Raw genomic sequence first — 19,925 nt, 5'->3', positions numbered from 1 at the left:
GCTCAAGCGCCATGCTGGTTGGGTAGCGCGCCTTGCTGATGGCGGGTGGAGGTGAGTACGCGCCGCCGCAGGTGGCGCACCGACGCCATCGCTTCGAGCACTTGCCATTGCCACCAGCCCAGCAAACCCTGCTCGTACAAACTGCGGCGAACGTCGTTGGCGGCCGTGTACATCGCTTCCAGATCACCACTGAGTCCGCCGACGCCAAAGGGGCGCTTATGGTAGGAAGCCAGCACCTGGTTGATCGTCGCGCAGCGATAGCCGGACAACAGAATCTGTGCCCACAGCATGAAGTCTTCTGCGCGCATGCGCGTTTCGTCAAAGCGGAAGGGCAGGTCACGGCGCAGTACGATCGATGCGGTCGGAAACGGATGGCGCAGCATCAGAAGATGGCGTGCGAGCACCCGCACCCGCACGGGATGCCGCAATGCAGGTGCTTGCGCGGAACGAGACTGCACGTTCATGGCGTGCGCAATCAGCGCGATGGCCGGGTCTTTCTCCAGCGCGTTCATCTGCAGCTTCAGCTTTTCCGGATGCCAGGTGTCGTCGGCGTCGAGAAATGCGATCCATCGTTGCCGGGCACGGTCCCAGCCGTGATTGCGTGCGGCAGACGGGCCGGCATTGCGCGACAGCGCGATCACCTTGATCCAGCCGCAAGGGTAGCTCCGCGCAATCTCCTCCAGTTGCTGCAGCGTGCCGTCGCCGCTGCCATCGTCGACCAGCAATACTTCGGCAGGGCGTGTTACCTGCGCCGCGATCGAAGCTACCGCCTGGCCAATGGTGTGTGCACAGCGATAGCAAGGAATGATCGCGCTTACCGGAGCGGCATCGGGAATGACTGAGCTGTCCCCGATGCCATCAAAGCCTGCCACCTCGACGGCTGATAGCTGCGAAGTTCTGAGTGTCGTGCCTGCTCGATCCGTGGTAACCAGTTGCATGTTTTCCCATCGATGATGGCGGTGCGGGTGGTGGTTGCGACCATGGCTTCAAGCCTGCTGCTGCTCCGACGAGTCCACGTTTTCCTGATGGGTTTCGTTTTCATGCTCCTGATAAGGCCCCACGGTGGTGGGCTGGAGCGGCGTGGCGAGCGACAGCCTTTGTGTACCGATCGTCCGCGCGGCAGCGGTGGCGACCATGGCCTTGCTGGCCTGCTGTACACGGTAGATCCTGCCCAGCAAGACAACATAGATTGCCGCGACGGAAGTAAAGGCCAGCAGATTGCTGCCTGGTGTGAGATGGCGCGTCAGCGTACCCACGTACACCAGCGCCATCGCCAATCCCACCAGCAGCACCAGCGTGGTGTGTGCACTGAAACCGGCATTCATCATGACGTGGTGGATGTGGCCGCGGTCGGGCTTGAAGGGCGATTTGCCCTCGCGCATGCGCCGGAGCATGACTTGCAAGGTGTCAAGCACCGGCAGCGCGACGCACCACAGCACGTCGACGGTCGACAGGTGCGGCTGCGGCTGCTGGCTGAGCTGGATGAGCGTCCACGCCAGGAAATAGCCGATCATCATGCTGCCGGCGTCACCCAGAAATACCTTGCGTCCGATCAGGTCAAGATTGGCGGCCAGGTCGGGCAGCAACGCCGCTGCAAGCAACAGCAACAGGATGATGCTGTGCCATTGCGAAACGCCCTGGAATACGCTGATGGCGCCAATGCTGACCAGCGTCAACATACCGGCCAAGCCATCGATGCCATCCATCATGTTGAAAGCGTTGAGCAGGCCTATCACGGCGAGCAATGTCAGCGGAATGCCGAACTCACCGAGTTCCAGGTTGTAGCCAAACAGATGGCCAAGCGTGTGTATATAGGTGTGCGTGCAATACACCATCGTGATGACGGCCGCCGCCTGCACCAGTAAGCGGCTGCGCACACTCAGGTCGAAACGGTCGTCCAGTGCACCGGTCAGCGCAAGTACAGCGCCAGTGCCAAGCAGCGCGTTGGTAAATAACAGGGACTCACCTTCGAAACACATGCCGGCGATGACGCCGAACAGTGCGGAGAGACCGCCTATAAGGGGAATGTTGCCCACGTGTTTCTTCCGGTCGCTCGGTTTGTCTACCAATCCGATCGATTCGGCGCGGTGGTAGAGGAAGATCAAGGCGACTGCAGAAGAAAGCATGGCGATGACGCATGAAATAAGCGCGCGGTAACTCATCGGTTCTCCCAACTACAGATTATTTCCAAATGTGGCGCGAAGCCCCTTGAATTCTTCGCGATGAGCCAGTTGAAGCGCGGTGACTTATGAGTTTATGGATGGATGCAACGTTGAGGTGAACTCTTCAGGGCGAATGATTTTTGCGATTTTTGCGGAGCGAGATGGCGATGAGAGCCAGTCGCTGGATAGAGCGTCATGGATTGATGGCGTTTCCCGTTTCCATAACAAAATAGGCGTGCTTGAATACATAAAAGGACGTGCTCACTTCGATTCGTCGGCGTGATTGTCGCTATGGCCACGTGTGCGTTGTGTGTGTAATGCGACATGGAATGTATTGGATTCATGCACATTCATGAATGACGATAAGCGTGATGGTCGTGTCGTCGTTCGATCTCGGTGGGTGTCAAATATCGGTCATGTTTTTTCGTGTTTTGCAGCAAAAATGCAGCGTTTTATAGCGTTATCGATTTGCTGGCATGTGCAGCGTTTTGCGCGTTCCAACTCATCCTTGCCGCAGGATGTTTTGTGAAGAACTCGGAGAAGTTCGTGAAGGAATCGGCGCCTCGACGGCGAGCGACAAGCCAGTCGCGTTACTTTAGGAGCAAGACACCTGACTCTTTCATTTACGGGAATGGCAACGCAATCGTTCCATTTTTTAAGCACCCCGATTTCACAAACCCTATGGAGGAGGGATGGCACTGGTATGGTTCAGTCCGCCGGCTGCAGCAGCGATTGCGCCTTCGTCAGAAGGTCTCCCATGTCGAACGGCTTGATCAAGGCTTCCGTTGCATCGCCCAGGGCGTTGTCTTCCAGCCATTCCGAATCTGCATAACCGGTCATCAATATCACGCGGAGCTCGGGCAACTGTTTTCGTGCCTGGCAGCACAACTCATGGCCATCGATGGCCGGCAGATCGATGTCCGACAGAAGAAGATCCCACGAGGCGCCACCGGCAAGCAGTGACAGTGCCTCATGGCCGGAGGCTGCCTCCACGACTTCGTTGCCTAGCTGGCGCAAGCGTGTCGCGATGGAGTGGCGAATGGTTTCGTTGTCTTCCGCTACCAGAATGTGAAAGCCATGCAGATCAGGGGCCGGGCTGGCGTTTTTCAGCGGCATGGTTTCCGTGCTTGCCGCGCTATCGCAAGGCAAGTAGAGCAAGACGCAGGTGCCAGCGCCGGGACTGCTTCGGATATCCACCGCGCCGTTGTATTGCGCAACGAAATCGTAAACCATCGAAAGGCCGAGACCCGTGCCATATCCTTCCGGTTTCGTGGTGAAGAAGGGCTCGAAAGCACGTTGAAGGACGTCTTCGCTCATGCCTGGACCATCGTCGGCCACGGCGATCTCGATATACGTGCTATGGGCGGGGCCAAACGCTACGCGAACGTCACTGTCGTCCTGCGTGCATGGGCGGCAGGTTATGCGCATATGCCCGTGGCCGCCCATCGCATCCCGCGAGTTGACGGCGAGATTGACCAGGGCGCTTTCCAATTGATCGCTGTCACACACCAGCAGAGGGAGCTCATCCGAATGCGAAACGTCAAGTGTGATGTCGTCACCCAGGGTGCGGCCGAGCAGCTCGCGCATCGATTGCAGCACTTTACTGACGCTGATGAGATGGCTGGGCGAGTTGTGCCGGCGTAACAACGAGAGCAGCCGCTGGGTAAGCCGGCCAGCGTGCATGGCGGTATGCAGGGACGCCATCATGTGGTGCCTGGCCTGTACGATGCCACCCTGGTCAAGGCTGAGCGATCCCAGCTCCAGCGAGCTGATGATGCCTTGCAAGGCATTGTTGAAATCGTGCGTGATACCACCGGTAAGGCGGCCGATGGCCTCTATTTTCTGGGCGTGTACGAGCTGGCTGCGGGCTTCTTGAAGACGGTGCTCCATGAGTTTCTGCTGGGTGCAGTCGTGGATGAGTACTGCGAATCCGATCAGGGAGCCATCGCCTTCATGAACCGGCTGCATCTCCACTTCCGCTGGAAAACGCAAGCCGCTTGCATGCATCAGTTCGCACTCGGCCTTGATGTGACTGCCGGAAGCTGCCGATCGCAGTAATTGCGTGGAAAGCGCTGCTTCCGGGAAGAAGGCCGAGAACGGGTGACCCACGATACCCTCAGCCGAAAAACCCGTGATGCGCCGCATGCCTAGATTCCAGTCGATCACGCTGCCATGCGGATCCAGCATGCAGATCGCGTGCTCGGGCGCGCCCTGCATGAACAGGCGAAGGCGGCGCTCGGATTCGCGCAGGCGATCGTGGGTGAGCCGATTCAAGTGCATGTCGCGCAAAATCATGGCGTAGCCATGTGCATGCTCATCATGCTTCTTCAGTACATGCACGGATATTTCCAGACGAATGCGGCGGTTGTGTTTGCCGAGCATCCAGGATTCAAACCGGGCCTGTTCGCCGGAAAGATCCGCTTTGAGTGCCAGATCCAGTACGTTGGCGCTGTCTGGGGCCGGATAGATGCTGGTGTAGTGCTTGCCTAGCAGTTCACGCGTCTGCTGCTCACCAAACAGCAGATGCCCATGATGGCAGGCAATGATATGGCCGTGAATATCCAGAATAAGAAGCGTGAGATCGGTTTGGGCAAGACGAGACAGCGCGCGGTGCGAGGCAGTTTCCATGATTTGGCTTTAGACACGTGACGCTGAATGGGTAATGCAGCGTCAGCCGTTTCACCAGACACTGCGCCTATGCTTTGCGTCAGCGAATGACACCATGCTCATACATGACCGGCAGCCGATTTATTCCTGCCCTTCAACCACACATGACGTCCGGTTGGTGTAATAAACACACCGTGTCAACGCGTCAGCTTCCAAGCGCAACGGTCTTGCTCCTGCCTTGCCGTAGAAACTACGCCATGACAACGGCAACATCCTTGCTGCCACAAGCCCCTCACCGTTGGGTCCGTTTAAGATGATCGGAATACTGTGATGGGGTTGTGAACCCTTTGCATTCGCGTGCGATAAAATAATGAGATTTATACATATTGCGGAATATGGCTATGTATATATCTTTACGTCGCTGTCGCGAGTCTGTCGTCTCGATGTGAAAGCACCATGAGAGCGATGGCACATCGGCACTCCCATCACATGACTGATCGAATGATGGATCGATAGGATGAAAGCGCCTAAGGGAGCAACGCGGCGGTGATCTGTATGCCGGCCTTTATCGCGTCTTTGCTGCTCTAGCCCGATACAAGGCCAGTGACCTTGCTGGCACGGTTGCATGCTCTGCATGGATGACCGGCGGATCGCCCGCCGTGTTGATCAACAAGCGCCATTCCTGCTTGCCGGCATCGTTGGGCAGCACGAAATCCACATCTTCGAAGTGACCGTTGATCAATAGCAACAGCGTGGTGTCGGCGCCCGGCCGCTTGATGCCCGTGGGCTTGGCGCGTCCGTCGAGCAACATGGCCAGGCAACGCTCGTCGGGGTTGTGCCACTGTGCTTCGGTGAATTCACGTCCATGCTGCGTCAGCCACGTGACGTCGCGAATGCCGAATTCCTCATCGACCAGACCTTGTAGAAAGCGGCTGCGCCGCAGCAGGGGATAGTCGCGGCGCAAGCGGGTGAGCCGACGCACGAAATCGGTAAGCGCACGTTGCTCGCCAGCTGCGGGCCAGTCGAGCCACGTGACGTTGTTGTCCTGGCAATAGGCATTGTTGTTGCCGCCTTGGGTACGCGCGAATTCGTCACCTGCCAGGAGCATCGGGGTACCCTGCGAAAGCAGCAGGGTTGCAAGCATGTTGCGCATCTGGCGTTGACGCAGGGCGCGAATATCAGGGTTGTCGGTATAACCTTCTTCGCCGTGGTTCCAGCTCAGGTTGTTGTCGGTGCCATCGCGGTTGTTTTCACGATTGGCTTCGTTGTGCTTGGTGTTGTAGCTGACCAGGTCGTTGAGCGTGAAGCCATCGTGTGCGGTGACGAAGTTGATCGACGCGTTGGGCCGGCGTCCACGCTGGTCGAACAGATCGGCCGAGCCGGTGAGACGTGTGGCGAAATCGGGCAGCCATCCTTCGTCACCGCGCCAGAACGCGCGTGTGGCGTCACGGAATCGGTCGTTCCATTCGGCCCAGCCAGGCAGGAACTTGCCAGCCTGGTAACCGCCGGGGCCAATATCCCAGGGCTCGGCGATGAGTTTGACGCGGCCCAGGATGGGATCTTGCCGGCAGGCGTCGAGAAAGCCGCCACCCTGGTCGAAGCCATGCGATTCGCGGCCGAGAATGGTGGCCAGATCGAAGCGGAAACCATCCACGCGCATGTCGGTGGCCCAGTAGCGCAAGGAGTCCATCACCATTTGCAGTACGCGCGGATGGCTGAGATTGAGCGTGTTGCCGGTGCCGGTGTCGTTGATGTAGTAGCGGCGTTCGTCGGCAAGGCGGTAATAGGTGGCATTGTCGATGCCGCGCAGCGATAGCGTGGGACCCAGGTGATTGCCTTCGGCAGTGTGGTTGTAAACCACGTCAAGGATCACCTCCAGCCCGGCATCGTGCAGATGCGCCACCATTTCCTTGAACTCCGCTATGGCAGAGGTGGCCATGTAACGCGGATGCGGCGCGAAGAAACCGATGGTGTTGTAGCCCCAGTAATTGCGCAGGCCTACTTCAAGCAAATGCTTGTCGTCGATGAAGGCATGTATCGGCATCAGCTCCACCGAGGTCACGCCGAGCGAGCGAATGTAATCGACCACCGGTTGATGCGCGAAGCCGGCGAACGTGCCGCGCAGCGGCTCCGGTACTTGCGGGTGCAGCATGGTGTAGCCGCGCAGGTGCGCTTCATAGATGATCGCGCGATCCCATGGCACGCCGGGCCAGTAGTGGTTGCCCCAGGTAAAGGCCGGATCGATCACGCGCGACTTGGGCATGTAAGGTGCACTGTCGCGTCCGTCGAAACTGAGATCGCCGTCGGGATGGCCGATGGTGTAGCCGAACAACGCATCGTGCCAGGTCAGTTCGCCGATGATCTGCTTGGCGTACGGATCGAGCAGCAGCTTGTTCGGATTGAAGCGGTGGCCGGCTTCGGGTTCGTAAGGGCCATGCACGCGATAGCCATAAAGCTGTCCCGGACGCGCATCCGGCAGATAGCCATGCCAGATTTCGTCGGTGTATTCGGGCAGCGTAACGCGCTCGGTTTCATTGCCTTCGTCGTCGAACAGGCACAGCTCCACCTTGGTGGCGTGCGCGGAGAACAGCGCAAAGTTCACGCCGAGCCCATCCCACGTGGCGCCAAGCGGAAAAGGCAATCCTTCGCGCAGGCTATTGCTGTGGGATGTCGTCCCCGTGATGCGGCGTGGAGGCGCGGATTTGCTCATGACGTCCATCTGCTTGATGGTCTATGACCAGCCTGTGCGTTTCGTCGCAGCCTTCTCACGCTCATTTTTTCTCCTTTTTCTTTTCATCTCCTCGCTGCGATGCATGGCGTTCCTCCGCCAGCACCAGCTTCTCGGCCATCAGCCAATGGCGGGTTTCCTGGCCCACGGGGCGTCCTTCCGATTCCCAGATGCTGTGAGCGATCTCGCTGATGCGAGCATGCCGTTCGGCGAGCGAGCGTCGGGTTTTCATGAATGTGACTCAAGAGAGCAGCACGGCAACAGGCCATTCGGAAAACAGCATAGGTACGGACAACCCCTGGGAGCCGTCCTGGTGTGTTCGATGCGTAAATAAATCAGTGAAGGTGCAGGCGCCGTCATCGGCGGGACAGATCACGGCGGTATCGCTCCAGAAATCCTTGTCTACCATGGGGCGATCGTCATTCACCATGTTTTCGGCGCATAGCCTCGGCACGGCCACTAGCAAGCGATGGTTTTCATGGCGACGAAGAAACGCGACGATGTGGTCGCGTCGCCAGCCGGTCACTTGCAGCGGCTCATAGCCGCCGCGCAGGAACAATTCCGGCCAGCGGTGGCGGGCGCGCAACAGGCGATGAATCAACTGCTGTTTGATCAAGCCATTGCGATATTCTGCCAGCAATGGATCAGGCAGCAGATTGCCGTCGAGACTGGTTTTGCGCGAATCGTAATCGACGTGGCGACGATTGTCCGGATCCACCAGCGACTGGTCCCAATACTCGGTGCCCTGGTACAGATCGGGAACGCCAGGCACGGTCAGCCGCAATGCAACCGCGGCGAGACCATTCAGCGCGCCTGGTGCATCAAGGCTGTGCGCGGCAGCGTGAATGCTGTCACGCAGGTGCGCGTAACGTGGCGAAACAAGAATATCCCGCACCGTCGCCTTGCAGGCTTCTTCGTAGATGGGGTTGAGCGTGGTCCATCGGGTATCCAGCTTGGCTTCGCGCTCGGCTTTCAGAAACCATGCCTCGACGCGCTCTGCGAAGGCCTTCAATCCGTTTTCGTCGTTGGGTTGCAGATCCAACGGCCATGCGCCCAGCAGGGTTTGCAGCAACATCCATAGTGCGCCATGGGAAGGGCGGTTGGGACCTTCCAGTTCCGTCATCCAGCGGCTCGCCTGGTCGGCGAACCAGCGTGCGCGTTCGCTGAGCACGGCGAGTCTGGCGCGCACGTCTTCGCCGCGCTTGTGATCGTGCGTGGCGGTAGCAAGCAGCGAGCGGGGCCACGCATGGGCGCGCTGCTGCATGAGGACGTGGAAGCGGTACGGATCGATCGCCATGATGCGCGGATCGCTGCCGACCTCGTTGCGTGATAGCAGCACGCCATAACGATAGAACGCCGTGTCCTCCACTGCCTTCGCATTCAAGGTTGCGGACAGTTGCTCGAACAGGCGCCGCGCCATCTGCAGATGGCGCCGCTCGGAAAGCGTGTTCAACCAGCGCGCCTTGGTTTCCAGCAGATATTGCCGCAAGTACGCGCGGTGTGCGGTGAGATCGGGGGCGCCATCTTTCGTTGCGCGCTCGAACACGTGCTCCAAGGTATGGCGGTCTTCATCGCTGGCGGTGCCGGTGCCCAGGTAGGTGCGGTACACGGGCATCTGTTCCAGCACTTCGCTCACGACACATTGCAGGGCCCAGGGCGTGACATCGCCGGACTCGGGCGTATCCGCCACAAAACGGCTGAGCGCACGTGCGCAGCGGGCGAGGTCGGTGGCAAGCGGGGCGTCCAACATATCGCGGCGGGCCCTGCGTTCTTCGTTGCCGAAGTGCTGTGAGCGTCCCGTCAGCGCTTCCCACGCCGGGGCAAGTTCCGCACGGCCGTGGTTGTCGTGCAGCAATGCGCTTACCTGGTTCATGAAATCGTAGCCGGTGGTGCCGTCGACCGGCCATTCGTCGCGCAGCGTTTCGTCGTGCGCCAGGATTTTCTCCACATGCAACGTGATGCGGCGCGCTGGCTGGCGCGGATCGATACGCGCGGCGCGATCCACTCGCAAGCGCAATTTGCGCAGGTAATCGCGCGGCTGGGTCAGCCCGTCGACATGGTCGATGCGCAGGCCGTCGATCATGCCTTCGCGGATCAGGCGCAAGGGCAGGGCGTGCACGGCGTCGAACACGTCGTCGCGTTCCGTAGCCAGTGCCACCAGCGAATCGATGTCGAAAAAACGCCGGTAATTGATCACCTGGCTAGCGCTGCGCCACCATGCGAGCCGGTAATGCTGCAAGTCGAGGAAACGGCGCATCAACGCCTTGTCGGCATGCAGCTGGGCGATGGCATGATCGATATGCGCATACAGGCTCTTGTCCTGCATGGCCAGCCGCACAGCATCGATGGCGTCGCTGGCGTTTTTGAAGCGCGGCAATCCCTGATCGGCCAAATCGAACAGCAGCCGCAGGCTCTGCTCGGAAATCGGCAGCTTGGTGCCTGGTACGCTGAGCGCAATTGTCGTGCCGCCCACGTGCCGCTCCACCTGCAGATCGCCGCGTGCCAGCGTCTGCTCCAAGGGCACGGCAAGGATGGGCAACCATAATTTGCCGCTCGTATGCGGTGCGTGCCAGTCGATGTCGAAGTAATGCGCATAGCGGCTGGCACGCCCCATCGCCAACACATCGTTCCACCACGGATTGGCGACATCGGCCGCCATGTGGTTGGGCACGATATCCAGAATCGCGCTCATGCCATGGGTGTGCAGGGTCTGGATAAACCTGGCGAGCGCCGGTTCGCCGCCCAGTTCCGGGTTCACGATCATCGGATTGATCACATCGTAGCCGTGCATGGAGCCGGGCCGCGACATCGCGATGGGTGAGAGATACACGTGGCTGAGGCCAAGCGCGGCGAAATAAGGCACATGCTCGGCCGCGGCGAGAAAATCGAACTCGTGGTTGAGCTGCAGGCGGATCGTGGCGAGCAACTCGTTCATGCGGGCATTGCCTGCTTCAGGCTGTTGTCGATGGATAGCAACACGGGTTGCAGTGTTTCGACGGCGTTTTCCGGCAAACGGTGCTGCCAGTTGGGATGGCTGTCGATAGTGCCGGGGAGATTGGGTTGTTCCTTGCGGGCGAGGGCGTCTTCGAGGGGAATGAGCAGCAAGGGCGACGGTGTTTGGGCGAGATAGTCGACATAGCGCGTATGCCACGCCCCTCCCATGGCAACATCCAAGCGTGCGATATCTTGTTCACGCATCTGCATGCGTTGACGAAGTTCATCGCCGCCCCACCGATGCACCTTCGCAAGCTCCGTAATGTCCACACCTTCCCGCCACCCTGCCAGCGGCGGCAAATCATGTGTCGTCGTCATCGCCACCGCATTCTTGCGCCATGACTTCGGCGACAGGAAATCCCCATTTTCGTCACGCGTGAACAACAGCACATCCATGCCCAACACCCCGCGGGCCGCGAGCACATCGCGCAAACCTTCGGGCACCGTGCCCAGATCTTCGCCGATCACGATGCAGCGGTGCCGCCAGGATTCCAGTGCCGTCATGCGCAGCAGATCCTGCAGCGGCTGGCGGATATAGCCGCCTTCGGTAGCGGACCCGCCTTCCGGCAACACCCATAGATGCTGGAAGCCGATGATGTGATCCATGCGGATGCCGCCGCCGCGTGCCATGTTTGCGCGCAGCAGTTCGATGAAGGGGCGGAAGCCGCTGGTTTTCAATCCCCATGGCGAATAAGAGGTAACGCCCCAGCGCTGCCCATCGGGATTGAACGCATCGGGCGGCGCGCCCAGTTCCAGCCCGTCCAGCACGTGTTCGCGCCATGCCCATGCTTCACTGCCGCCGGCTTCGAAACCGACGGCAAGATCCCAGATCAAGCCGATGCGCTGCCCGGCGGTGTATGCCAGCGCACAGGTCTTGTCCCAGCTGCGCGCAGCAAGCCATTGCAAAAAGATCTCGAAATCCACGCCAGCTGCATGCGTTTGCGCAAAGTGGCGCGTAACGGCTTCATCGCGCCAATCCTCTTTCCATTGCTTCCATGCGGTGGATTCACTTCGCGATGCCGCCTCGGCTTGCCGTGCTGCGAGCAGCGCGTGCTGGCGCAGCATATCGCCACCTTGTGCCGTGAAACGTGCCAGATCATCGCGCAGGCTCTGTGGCGCGCGAGGGAGCTGCCTATGCAGCAAGCCAAAGACATGCCGACGCAAGGCGTATGCTTGTGGCCAGTCGACCCGTGTGTTTTGTTGCGCCTGTTGCCACATCGATGCGATATCGCTTTGCCGGATGGCATCTTGCAGGGCCGATGCACCCAGCACCTGCGTGGCGTCGGCATGTAGCCAGTTGAGAAAGCCGCGATGCGATGGCGAATACGGGCTGCTGTGTGTGCGGATGGGACTCATCGCATGCACGGGACTGAGCGCCAACGCATCGCCACCGGCATGGCCGATGGTGTCGGCCAGTTGCGCCACGGCAAGGCTGTCGCCCACACCGCCGTCGGCGGAATGACGCAACGAATAAACCTGCGCGCCAAGACCCCAGGCTCGATGTTTTTGCATGCCCAATGCATCGCCGATGCCGAAGCAACGCCGCGGCGCTACCGCCAACACCAGCTGATTCGGTCCGATGCCGAGCTGGTAATAGCCATGGCGTGCGGGCGCGCGGCATTTGCCATCGCCAAGCATCACCAGCGCGTGCTCCTCGCCCGCTTCGTCGCAAGCGGTGATGGAGGCCGCATGGCGTACCGCTTGCGGCAAGTCGAACACCTCATCCACGTCGGCGGTGATAAGTGCAGGTACGCTGTTGGCGCGTTCCTCGATCAACTTTCGGCTCGTTTCACGGCTTGCCGCATCGTGGGAAGGCCATTGCATCGCATCGAGCAGGCCATGCAGGGTGTCGTTCGACAGGGATCGAGCCTGCCCGTAGGCATCCGTCCAACGAGTGCCGATGCCGGCGGCATGCGCCAGGGTTTCAAGCGATGAATCGCTCACCTTCAAGCTCCCTCACCATGACGACCGCGCTATGCGCGGCGAGTGTGCCGTGGTCGAGCGCATCCATCGCGCCCTGTGGCTCGATCCACAACACCTTGGTAGCCGAGTCGCGCGGCAGCGAGACATCGCGATTCGACAGATTCAAGGCGATTTCCCAATGGTGGCCGTCGCTCAGCCGCCAGCGCGCATAGAGCGCTTTTTCACCCAGCACGTCGCAACCGAGCGCGCAACGCGCGGCCAGGCGATCGGCCAGATAGCGCTTGCGCAATTGCAGGAGGCCGGCGAACCAGCGCTTCCACGCCAGTGCCAGCATGCTGTCTTCCACGCGCGGTATGGACGCGGCGTAGGTGTCGAGTGCATTGGGGTCGGGAATGCGTTCGCACCGTTCCGGATCGGTGAAGCCTGAGAAATGCGCGAACTCCTCGCGCCGGCCTTCGCGCACTTTCTGCGCGAGTTCACCTTCGTAATCGGTGAAGTAATAGAACGGCGTGCGGCAACCCCATTCCTCGCCCATGAAAAACAGCGGGATCATCGGGCTGAGCGCCACCAGCACCATGGCCGCGCGCAGATCCGCGTCATTCGCCAGGCAAGTCAGCCGTTCGCCCAGCGGGCGGTTGCCGATCTGGTCATGGTTCTGCAAGAACAGCGCGAACGAGGTGGGCGGCAGATCCTGGCTGGGTTCGCCGCGCGCGATGCCACGGCGATCGAGCTGGCCCTGGAACACGAAGCCTTCCGACAAGACCTTGGCCAAATCATGGGTGGGATGCTTGGCGAAGTCGGCGTAATAACCTTCGTGCTCGCCGGTGAGCAGCACATGCAGCGCGTTGTGCGCGTCGTCGTTCCACTGTGCGTTGTAGTCGCCGCGCAACAAGCTTGCGGCATTGTGTTCGTTTTCCAGAATCAGCCACACCTCCCGTCCGTGCGGCAAGCAGGCGCGACGGACGGCGGCGCCCAGTTCTTCCAGAAAGGTTTGGGGCTGGATGGCGTGCACGGCATCCAGGCGCAGGCCATCGAAGCGGTATTCGTTGATCCACATCAGCGCGTTGTCGATGAAGTAGCGCGCCACTTGCGGCTGGCGGAAATCGATGGCTGCACCCCATGGCGTGTGCACGTCGTCGCGGAAGAATTCCGGCGCGTAGCTCGGCAGCTCGTTGCCGACCGGGCCGAAATGGTTGTAGACCACGTCGAGGATCACGGCCACGCCCAGCCGATGCGCTTCATCGATCATCGCCTTGAGCGAGGCGATTGTGCCGTAGGATGCATCCGGCGCGTACGGCAACACACCGTCATAGCCCCAGTTGCGATCGCCCTGGAACGAAGCGATCGGCATCAACTCGATGGCCGTGTAGCCGCAGCCCGCCAAGCGGGACAACGCCTGGCACACACCATCGAAACCACCCATCACGCCCACGTGCAGTTCGCAGATGGCTGCGTGATGCCACGGTATGCCGTTCCAGTCATTGCACTTCCAGACGTAGTCATACGGGTCGACCACCATGCTTGCACCGAGCACGCCGCCAGGCTGGGCGCGGGATGCAGGGTCTGGCACCTGGCGATCGCCGATGCGGAAGAGATAGCGCGTATCCGGATCGACTTCGATCAACAGCGAGTGGTTGCCCTCGGCATCGCGTTCCATCGGAACGTTGAGATCGTCAATGACCAGGTCGACACGTTCGGCGCGGGGCGCCCATACACGAAAGCGCGTGGTGCCGTCGTTGAGTGTCTGCGCACCGTAGGTGCAGTCATGGCAGGCGGTGGCGGGCGATTTACGGGTGACGGGGTTGAACTGCACCTCAGCTCCTCTCCGGCCGCAAAATCAGTGTCGCCAGCGGCGGCAACACCAGATTCAACGAACACGGCATGCCACGGCAGCCTTGCGAATCGGCATGAATCAGCCCGCCGTTGCCTACGTTCGAGCCGCCGTAATGGTTGCTATCGGTATTGCACAGCTCGCGCCACATGCCGCCTTCGGGCACGCCGATGCGGTAATTCCGGCGCACTTCCGGCGTGAAGTTGCACACCGCCAGAATGGGCGGAACACCTTCGCCGCCGAAACGCAGATACGCATAGACCGAGGCATGCGTATCGTCGCCGATCACCCATTGGAAGCCTTCCGGCTCGTGATCGCAGCGATGCAGGGCTGGCTCATGCACGAGCAGGCTGTTGAGATCGGCCACCAGCTGCTGCACACCGCGATGCAGCGGATCATCCAGCAGATGCCAGTCCAGCGGACGGTCGTGATGCCATTCGCGGTCTTGTGCGAATTCGCCGCCCATGAACAAGAGCTTCTTGCCTGGATGCGTCCACATGAAGCCGAAATACGCACGCAGATTGGCAAACCGGCGCCAGCGATCGCCCGGCATGCGTGCGATCAGCGAACCCTTGCCATGCACCACTTCGTCGTGCGAGAGCGGCAGCAGGAACTTCTCCGACCAGGCGTAGACCAGGCTGAAGGTAAGATCGTGATGGTGATAGCGGCGATACAGCGGATCACGCTTCATGTACTCCAGGCTGTCGTGCATCCAGCCCATGTTCCACTTGTAGCTGAACCCCAGGCCGCCTTCATGGACATGGCGCGTGACGCCGGGCCATGCCGTGGATTCTTCTGCAATCACCAGTACGCCGCTCTGTTCGCGCGCGACGGTTTCGTTGAGTGCCTGCAGGAATGCAATGGCTTCCAGGTTCTCGCGCCCACCATGTTTGTTGGGGATCCATTCGCCTTCCGGGCGGCTGTAGTCGCGGTACAGCATGCTGGCCACGGCATCCACGCGCAGGCCATCCATGTGGTAGTGGCGCATCCAGTGCAAGGCACTGCCGAGCAGGTACTGGTGCACTTCGTGACGGCCGTAGTTATAGATCAGCGTGTCCCAGTCCTGGTGTACGCCTTCGCGCGGATCGCGATGCTCGTACAGCTTGGTGCCGTCGAAGTCGCGCAAGCCATGTTCATCGGAAGGAAAGTGCGCGCTCACCCAGTCGACGATCACGCCAATACCGGCGACGTGGCAGGAATCCACGAAGCGGGCGAACGCATCCGGGCTACCCAGGCGCGCCGTGGGCGCATACATGGCGATGGGTTGGTAGCCCCACGAGCCACCGAACGGATATTCGGTAACCGGCATCAGTTCGATATGCGTAAAGCCCTGCGCCTGCACGTAGGGAATCAACTGCGTCGCAAGGGCGTGCCAGTCAAGCGGCTGGCCTGATTTGTCCCATTGCCATGAGGTGGCGTGTACTTCGTAGATGGAGATCGGCGTGCGCTCGTGATCCACCGAGGCGCGATGCGCCATCCATGAGGCATCGTGCCAGGTGATCGACAAGGGCGCGGCCACCATGGAAGCCGTGGCGGGCGGCAGCTCGGTCTGCCGCGCAAACGGATCGGCTTTCAGAGGCAGCAGGTGCTGGTTGTGGTCGAGCAGTTCGAACTTGTAGAGCGCGCCGGCTTTCACGCCGGGAATGAAAATCTCCCACAGTCCTTCGTGATCGTGCCGGCGCATCACATGGCGGCGGCCATCCCATTGATTGAAGTCGCCCACCACCGACACACGCTGCGCATTGGGTGCCCACACTGAGAAATGCACGCCGCTCACATCGTTGATGTGCACGACGTGTGCCCCGAGAAGGTCGCCCGGATGGCGCAATTCGCCGGTACAGAACGCGCGCAGCGTGCCTTCGGTCAGCAAGGGAGCGAAAGCGTAGGGATCGCCGATCACTTCCTTGCCGGCCGGCCGCTGGATGCGTAGCCGATAGTTTTCCGGTTTGTGCGGAAGCGTGGCGATGAATACACCTTCGGCGAAACGCTGCGCCGGCCAGGTTTCGCCATCGCGTAGCAGCACGAGTTCCACCGCGGCAGCGCCGTGCGCCACCGTGGCGACGTACCAATCATCGCCATGCCGGTGCGGACCGAGCCATTCGAACGGTGTGCCGCAACGTCCTTCATCCAAGGCGTGCAGCACCTCGGTGGGAATGCATGCGGCAACGCTTGTCGCCGGCGCCACGGCCATACCGGTCTCGGCCCTCACGCTGTGGCCTTCGGAGAGTCCGCCTGGCATCGGTGCATCATCGACTCGAACGCAGCCGGAAAGGAGAGTTCTGCCAAAGCGCTGATCGTTGTGCTTGCTTGATTAAAGATGGGCATACACATCCTTTTCCCGCACAGGTGGTGCGGATTGCGCGGAGGGGTCGGACGGGCGTTTGAGCAAGATGCGGCTGTACAGCGTCGCGTATTGCCGGCCCGGAACATCCCAGCCGTGTTTTTCGAGCATGGCGGCGCCGCGCATGGCGTTGAGCAGCAGCGGCTCAGCGAAGACACGGAACGCACGCTGCAGGCAACGGCGAAGTTCCGACACGGTGGCATCGCGAAACAACAAACCGGTGATGCCATCTTCGATGGTATCGATGAGGCCGCCCGTTGCATGCGCAACAGGCAGGCAGCCGTATGCCTGCGCGTACATCTGGCTCAGGCCGCAAGGCTCGTAACGCGACGGCATCAGCAGGAAATCCGCGCCGGCGAACATGCGCCGCGCCAGTCCTTCCTCAAAACCGATATGCGCCACGACGCGGCCTGGAAAACGGCGTGGCAAGCGCGCGATGCTGTGTTCGATGGCCGGGTCGCCACGGCCGATCAGCGCGAGCTGGCCGCCGGCGGCAATGATTTGCGGTGCCGCCTCGTAGATCAGGTCCACGCCTTTTTGCTGCACCATGCGCGAGATCACCGCGAACAGCGGGCCGTCCTGCTGCCGCAGGCCAAGCTCGTCGCGCAACTGTTGCGTATTCTCGTGCCGCTTGTCCCACTCGCCGATGGCGAAGGGTATGCGCAGCGCCGGATCATGTTGCGGATCCCAACTGTGGTCGATGCCGTTGACGATGCCGGTCAGTCGGCCTTCCGACGCGCGTTTGCGCAGCAACACATCCAGCCCGCAACCGCAGGGTGGCTCGGTGATCTGCTTGGCGTAGCACTCGCTGACGGTGGAGAGATAAGTGGCCTTCGCGATGCCTTCATGCAGAAACGAGATGCGCCCGTGGCGATCGTGGTCGATGCGGCGGCGTGCCGACAAGCCGATGTGCGCTGCGGCGGATGCGGGAAACACACCCTGATAGGCCAGGTTGTGAATGGTCAAAACGGTCGGCACGGCCTCGCTTTCGCCATCCAGATAATGGGTGGCCAGCGCGCACGGCCAGTCGTTCAGATGCAGCAGATCCGGCTGCCAGCTCATATGCGCGTGCTTCAGCGCGATCTCGGCGGCGGCATAGGAAAGCGTGGCGAAGCGAATATCGTTGTCCGCCCATCCATGACCGCTCGCGTCGGCATAGGGAGAACCTTCACGCTCATACAAATCCGCGTTGCACAGCACGAGCACGCCCAGCCCGTCGCTCAACGTCGCCTCGGCGATCTGGCAAGCCGGCAGCTTGTGGTAGCCGCGGGTCTTGCCGACCATGCGCATGGATTTGCCGACCACAGCAAGCACGTTCGGATAGCCCGGTATCAGCACACGCACATCGTGATGCCTAGCCACGGCGCGGGGCAGGGCGGCGGAAACGTCGCCGAGGCCGCCGGCCTTCACAAAATCCGTCATCTCGGTGGTGACGAACAGCACGCGGCCGCCGTTGTGATCGGTGCGTGCTTCGGTGGCAGGTAATTCGGATCTGCGCCGGTACGTGCCGGCTTCGCGTTGCTGGTGGCGGTGTAGGTGGGAAGTCCTGTGTACGGGTTTGGGAATAGTCATCCAATCGATCTCATAAAAAGTCTGCAAGGCGACGATTCGCCGATGATTGCCGTGCTTATGCTTGAGGTTAGGGCGCGAGGGATCAAACTTCCGTACAGCTAACGATGTGGCAAAGTGAAGACGGTGAGACGAACCGTCGCGGATGTGCAGGCAAAAAATCCACTGTCGCGCGCGGTATGAATGCTTGAACAACTTTTCATGCACGCGACGTTTACGGTGCGCAGTGCACGGTTGAGTGATGTTCATGACGGCTTGGAGGTATTGCCACGTTGGGTGCTGCTTATCCCGCGCGTCATTCCGGTATAGGCGGAAATCCATTGCAAACGCGTCGCACGAAGCACACAACATAAAACATAAAACATGCCGTGTCCTTCGTAGGCAAATTTGGACTGGAATTCGGCCCACGCGGAATTGACTGCGCCGAGGGGCAGAGCACATGTGGCGATACGCATGCATCGCAGTGAATGAAGCGCGCTTTCTCGTTCCAAGGAATTGCAGGAAAGCCCACCAGACATTTTTATCAGTCTGCTTGCCTGTATGTGCATGGCAGGCACTGCTCTCGTGCAGTGTGTGGGGTGCCGATGCGCCGGCTGCTGCATCAAGCAATGCCAATGATGCGACCTGGCCTGCTGGTCGGTGTAGTGCAGGTCGTGGGGCTTACCGCGTTGAACGAAATTGGCATCCATACGACGCGGCTGCTGGCTAGCGCGAGCATTGTTGGTATGGCCTTGGGGTTCGTTCGCAAAAGCTGGTGCAAGACTTGATCACCGGTTTTTTCTGCTGATGGAAAACGCCGTGCAGGTAGGTGACTGGGTGGCTTGCGGCGACGACTTCTTCATGGTCGAAACGTTAATTTCATCGGAAGGCAGGAGAAACCCATGAGCATGTTGCAGGTCGAAATGGATAGTCTGGGGCGCCCGATCGAGTTGTATTACGAAGACATCGGCTACGGCCCGCCCGTCGTGCTTCTGCATGGATACCCCTTCGATCATGCGATGTGGGAAGAGCAGGCGTTTGCACTGGCCAGCGGCGGCTGCCGCGTGATTACCTATGATCGTCGCGGCTTCGGCAAATCGTCCAAGCCCGCCGACGGCTACAACTTCAACCGCTTCGCCGACGATCTCAAGGCACTGCTGGAAACCCTCGACTTGCACGATGTAACCCTGGTGGGGTTTGCGATGGGCGCCGCCGAAGTTGTGCGCTATATGAGCCGCCACCTGGGCCAGCGTGTGACGCGTTTCGCCCTGGTCAGCGCGGTGACGCCCGGCATGGCCAAGAGCAAGGACAATCCCGACGGCGCCGACGAAGCCAAGTTCGACGATATTTGCACGCGCATCCGTGCCGACCGCTTTAGCTACATCGATCAGTTCGTCGATCAGCTGTTCGACGACAGCGGCGCAAGCCGTGCTGTGGTGGATTGGGTCAAGTCACTTGCCGAACCTGCTTCGCGCATCGCCATGATTGGCTGCGTGCGCGCCTTTGCCGATACGGATTTCACCGGTGACATGGGCGCGGCGATCAATCTGCCGTCGCTGGTGATCCATGGTACCCATGACCGCATTGCGCCGTTTGCGTCGCACGGAAGGCGCACGGCGGATTTGTTGCCGGGGAGTGTTTTACGGACTTATGAAGGGGCGGGGCACGGTTTGTTTGTGACGCACGGGGCGATGTTGAGCGAGGATTTGCTGGGCCTGGTGCGGACACCGCCGTCGCAGACGTTGCCGCCGCCGGTGTTTTGAATTCTCCTGCAGGTTGGGGAGAGCGCAA

11 protein-coding genes are annotated in these 19,925 nt (G+C 60.5%); 1 reads left to right on the top strand and 10 read right to left on the bottom strand.

What is annotated here, in order from left to right; translation table 11 throughout:
* Positions 1-2: 2 nt before the first annotated feature.
* The 10 genes from IEX75_RS17525 to glgA all read right to left on the bottom strand — a co-directional run bounded on the left by IEX75_RS17525 (position 3) and on the right by glgA (position 18,158).
* Positions 3-938: a glycosyltransferase family 2 protein gene (locus tag IEX75_RS17525; RefSeq protein ID WP_188796138.1), complete on the bottom strand. Its 936-nt coding sequence runs from the start codon at positions 936-938 to the stop codon at positions 3-5.
* 48 nt (positions 939-986) lie between these two features.
* Entirely contained in the window at positions 987-2,162 is a 1,176-nt protein-coding gene (locus IEX75_RS17520; RefSeq protein ID WP_229720931.1) for an undecaprenyl/decaprenyl-phosphate alpha-N-acetylglucosaminyl 1-phosphate transferase, read from the bottom strand.
* A 708-nt stretch (positions 2,163-2,870) separates the two neighbouring features.
* Complete coding sequence (locus IEX75_RS17515; protein WP_188796136.1) at positions 2,871-4,790, bottom strand: hybrid sensor histidine kinase/response regulator; 1,920 nt, start codon at positions 4,788-4,790, stop codon at positions 2,871-2,873.
* 544 nt (positions 4,791-5,334) lie between these two features.
* A complete protein-coding gene (gene glgX / locus IEX75_RS17510; RefSeq protein ID WP_188796134.1) occupies positions 5,335-7,479 on the bottom strand; it encodes a glycogen debranching protein GlgX in 2,145 nt (714 codons plus the stop codon).
* A 61-nt stretch (positions 7,480-7,540) separates the two neighbouring features.
* A complete protein-coding gene (locus tag IEX75_RS17505) occupies positions 7,541-7,729 on the bottom strand; it encodes a DUF2934 domain-containing protein (protein WP_188796132.1) in 189 nt (62 codons plus the stop codon).
* 9 nt (positions 7,730-7,738) lie between these two features.
* A complete protein-coding gene (gene treY / locus IEX75_RS17500) occupies positions 7,739-10,432 on the bottom strand; it encodes a malto-oligosyltrehalose synthase (RefSeq protein WP_188796131.1) in 2,694 nt (897 codons plus the stop codon).
* A complete protein-coding gene (gene malQ, locus IEX75_RS17495) occupies positions 10,429-12,435 on the bottom strand; it encodes a 4-alpha-glucanotransferase (protein WP_188796129.1) in 2,007 nt (668 codons plus the stop codon). The genes treY and malQ overlap by 4 nt, the downstream gene beginning before the upstream one ends.
* Entirely contained in the window at positions 12,416-14,227 is a 1,812-nt protein-coding gene (gene treZ / locus IEX75_RS17490; protein WP_188796126.1) for a malto-oligosyltrehalose trehalohydrolase, read from the bottom strand. The genes malQ and treZ overlap by 20 nt, the downstream gene beginning before the upstream one ends.
* A 1-nt stretch (position 14,228) precedes the next feature.
* On the bottom strand, positions 14,229-16,436 hold the full coding sequence (gene glgB, locus IEX75_RS17485) for a 1,4-alpha-glucan branching protein GlgB (protein WP_188796581.1): 2,208 nt from the start codon (positions 16,434-16,436) through the stop codon (positions 14,229-14,231).
* A 120-nt stretch (positions 16,437-16,556) separates the two neighbouring features.
* Positions 16,557-18,158: a glycogen synthase GlgA gene (glgA, locus tag IEX75_RS17480; RefSeq protein WP_188796124.1), complete on the bottom strand. Its 1,602-nt coding sequence runs from the start codon at positions 18,156-18,158 to the stop codon at positions 16,557-16,559.
* An 878-nt stretch (positions 18,159-19,036) separates the two neighbouring features.
* On the opposite strand from glgA, the gene IEX75_RS17475 reads away from it, so the two are divergent.
* Positions 19,037-19,897, top strand: a complete 861-nt coding sequence (locus IEX75_RS17475; RefSeq protein ID WP_229720930.1) for an alpha/beta fold hydrolase — start codon at positions 19,037-19,039, stop codon at positions 19,895-19,897.
* Positions 19,898-19,925 lie beyond the last annotated feature (28 nt).

The organism is Dyella nitratireducens (assembly GCF_014642835.1).
GTDB lineage: Bacteria > Pseudomonadota > Gammaproteobacteria > Xanthomonadales > Rhodanobacteraceae > Dyella_B > Dyella_B nitratireducens.
Note: the sequence above shows the minus strand (reverse complement) of the source record. Positions and strands in the feature narration are given on the sequence as shown.

Bases quoted from the DNA above. Each gene is read 5' to 3' on its own strand.
- IEX75_RS17525 (WP_188796138.1), bottom strand. From the start codon at position 938: ATGCAACTGGTTACCACGGATCGAGCAGGCACGACACTCAGAACTTCG.
- IEX75_RS17520 (WP_229720931.1), bottom strand. From the start codon at position 2,162: ATGAGTTACCGCGCGCTTATTTCATGCGTCATCGCCATGCTTTCTTCT.
- IEX75_RS17515 (WP_188796136.1), bottom strand. From the start codon at position 4,790: ATGGAAACTGCCTCGCACCGCGCGCTGTCTCGTCTTGCCCAAACCGAT.
- glgX (WP_188796134.1), bottom strand. From the start codon at position 7,479: ATGAGCAAATCCGCGCCTCCACGCCGCATCACGGGGACGACATCCCAC.
- IEX75_RS17505 (WP_188796132.1), bottom strand. From the start codon at position 7,729: ATGAAAACCCGACGCTCGCTCGCCGAACGGCATGCTCGCATCAGCGAG.
- treY (WP_188796131.1), bottom strand. From the start codon at position 10,432: ATGAACGAGTTGCTCGCCACGATCCGCCTGCAGCTCAACCACGAGTTC.
- glgB (WP_188796581.1), bottom strand. From the start codon at position 16,436: ATGGCCGTGGCGCCGGCGACAAGCGTTGCCGCATGCATTCCCACCGAG.
- glgA (WP_188796124.1), bottom strand. From the start codon at position 18,158: ATGACTATTCCCAAACCCGTACACAGGACTTCCCACCTACACCGCCAC.
- IEX75_RS17475 (WP_229720930.1), top strand. From the start codon at position 19,037: ATGAGCATGTTGCAGGTCGAAATGGATAGTCTGGGGCGCCCGATCGAG.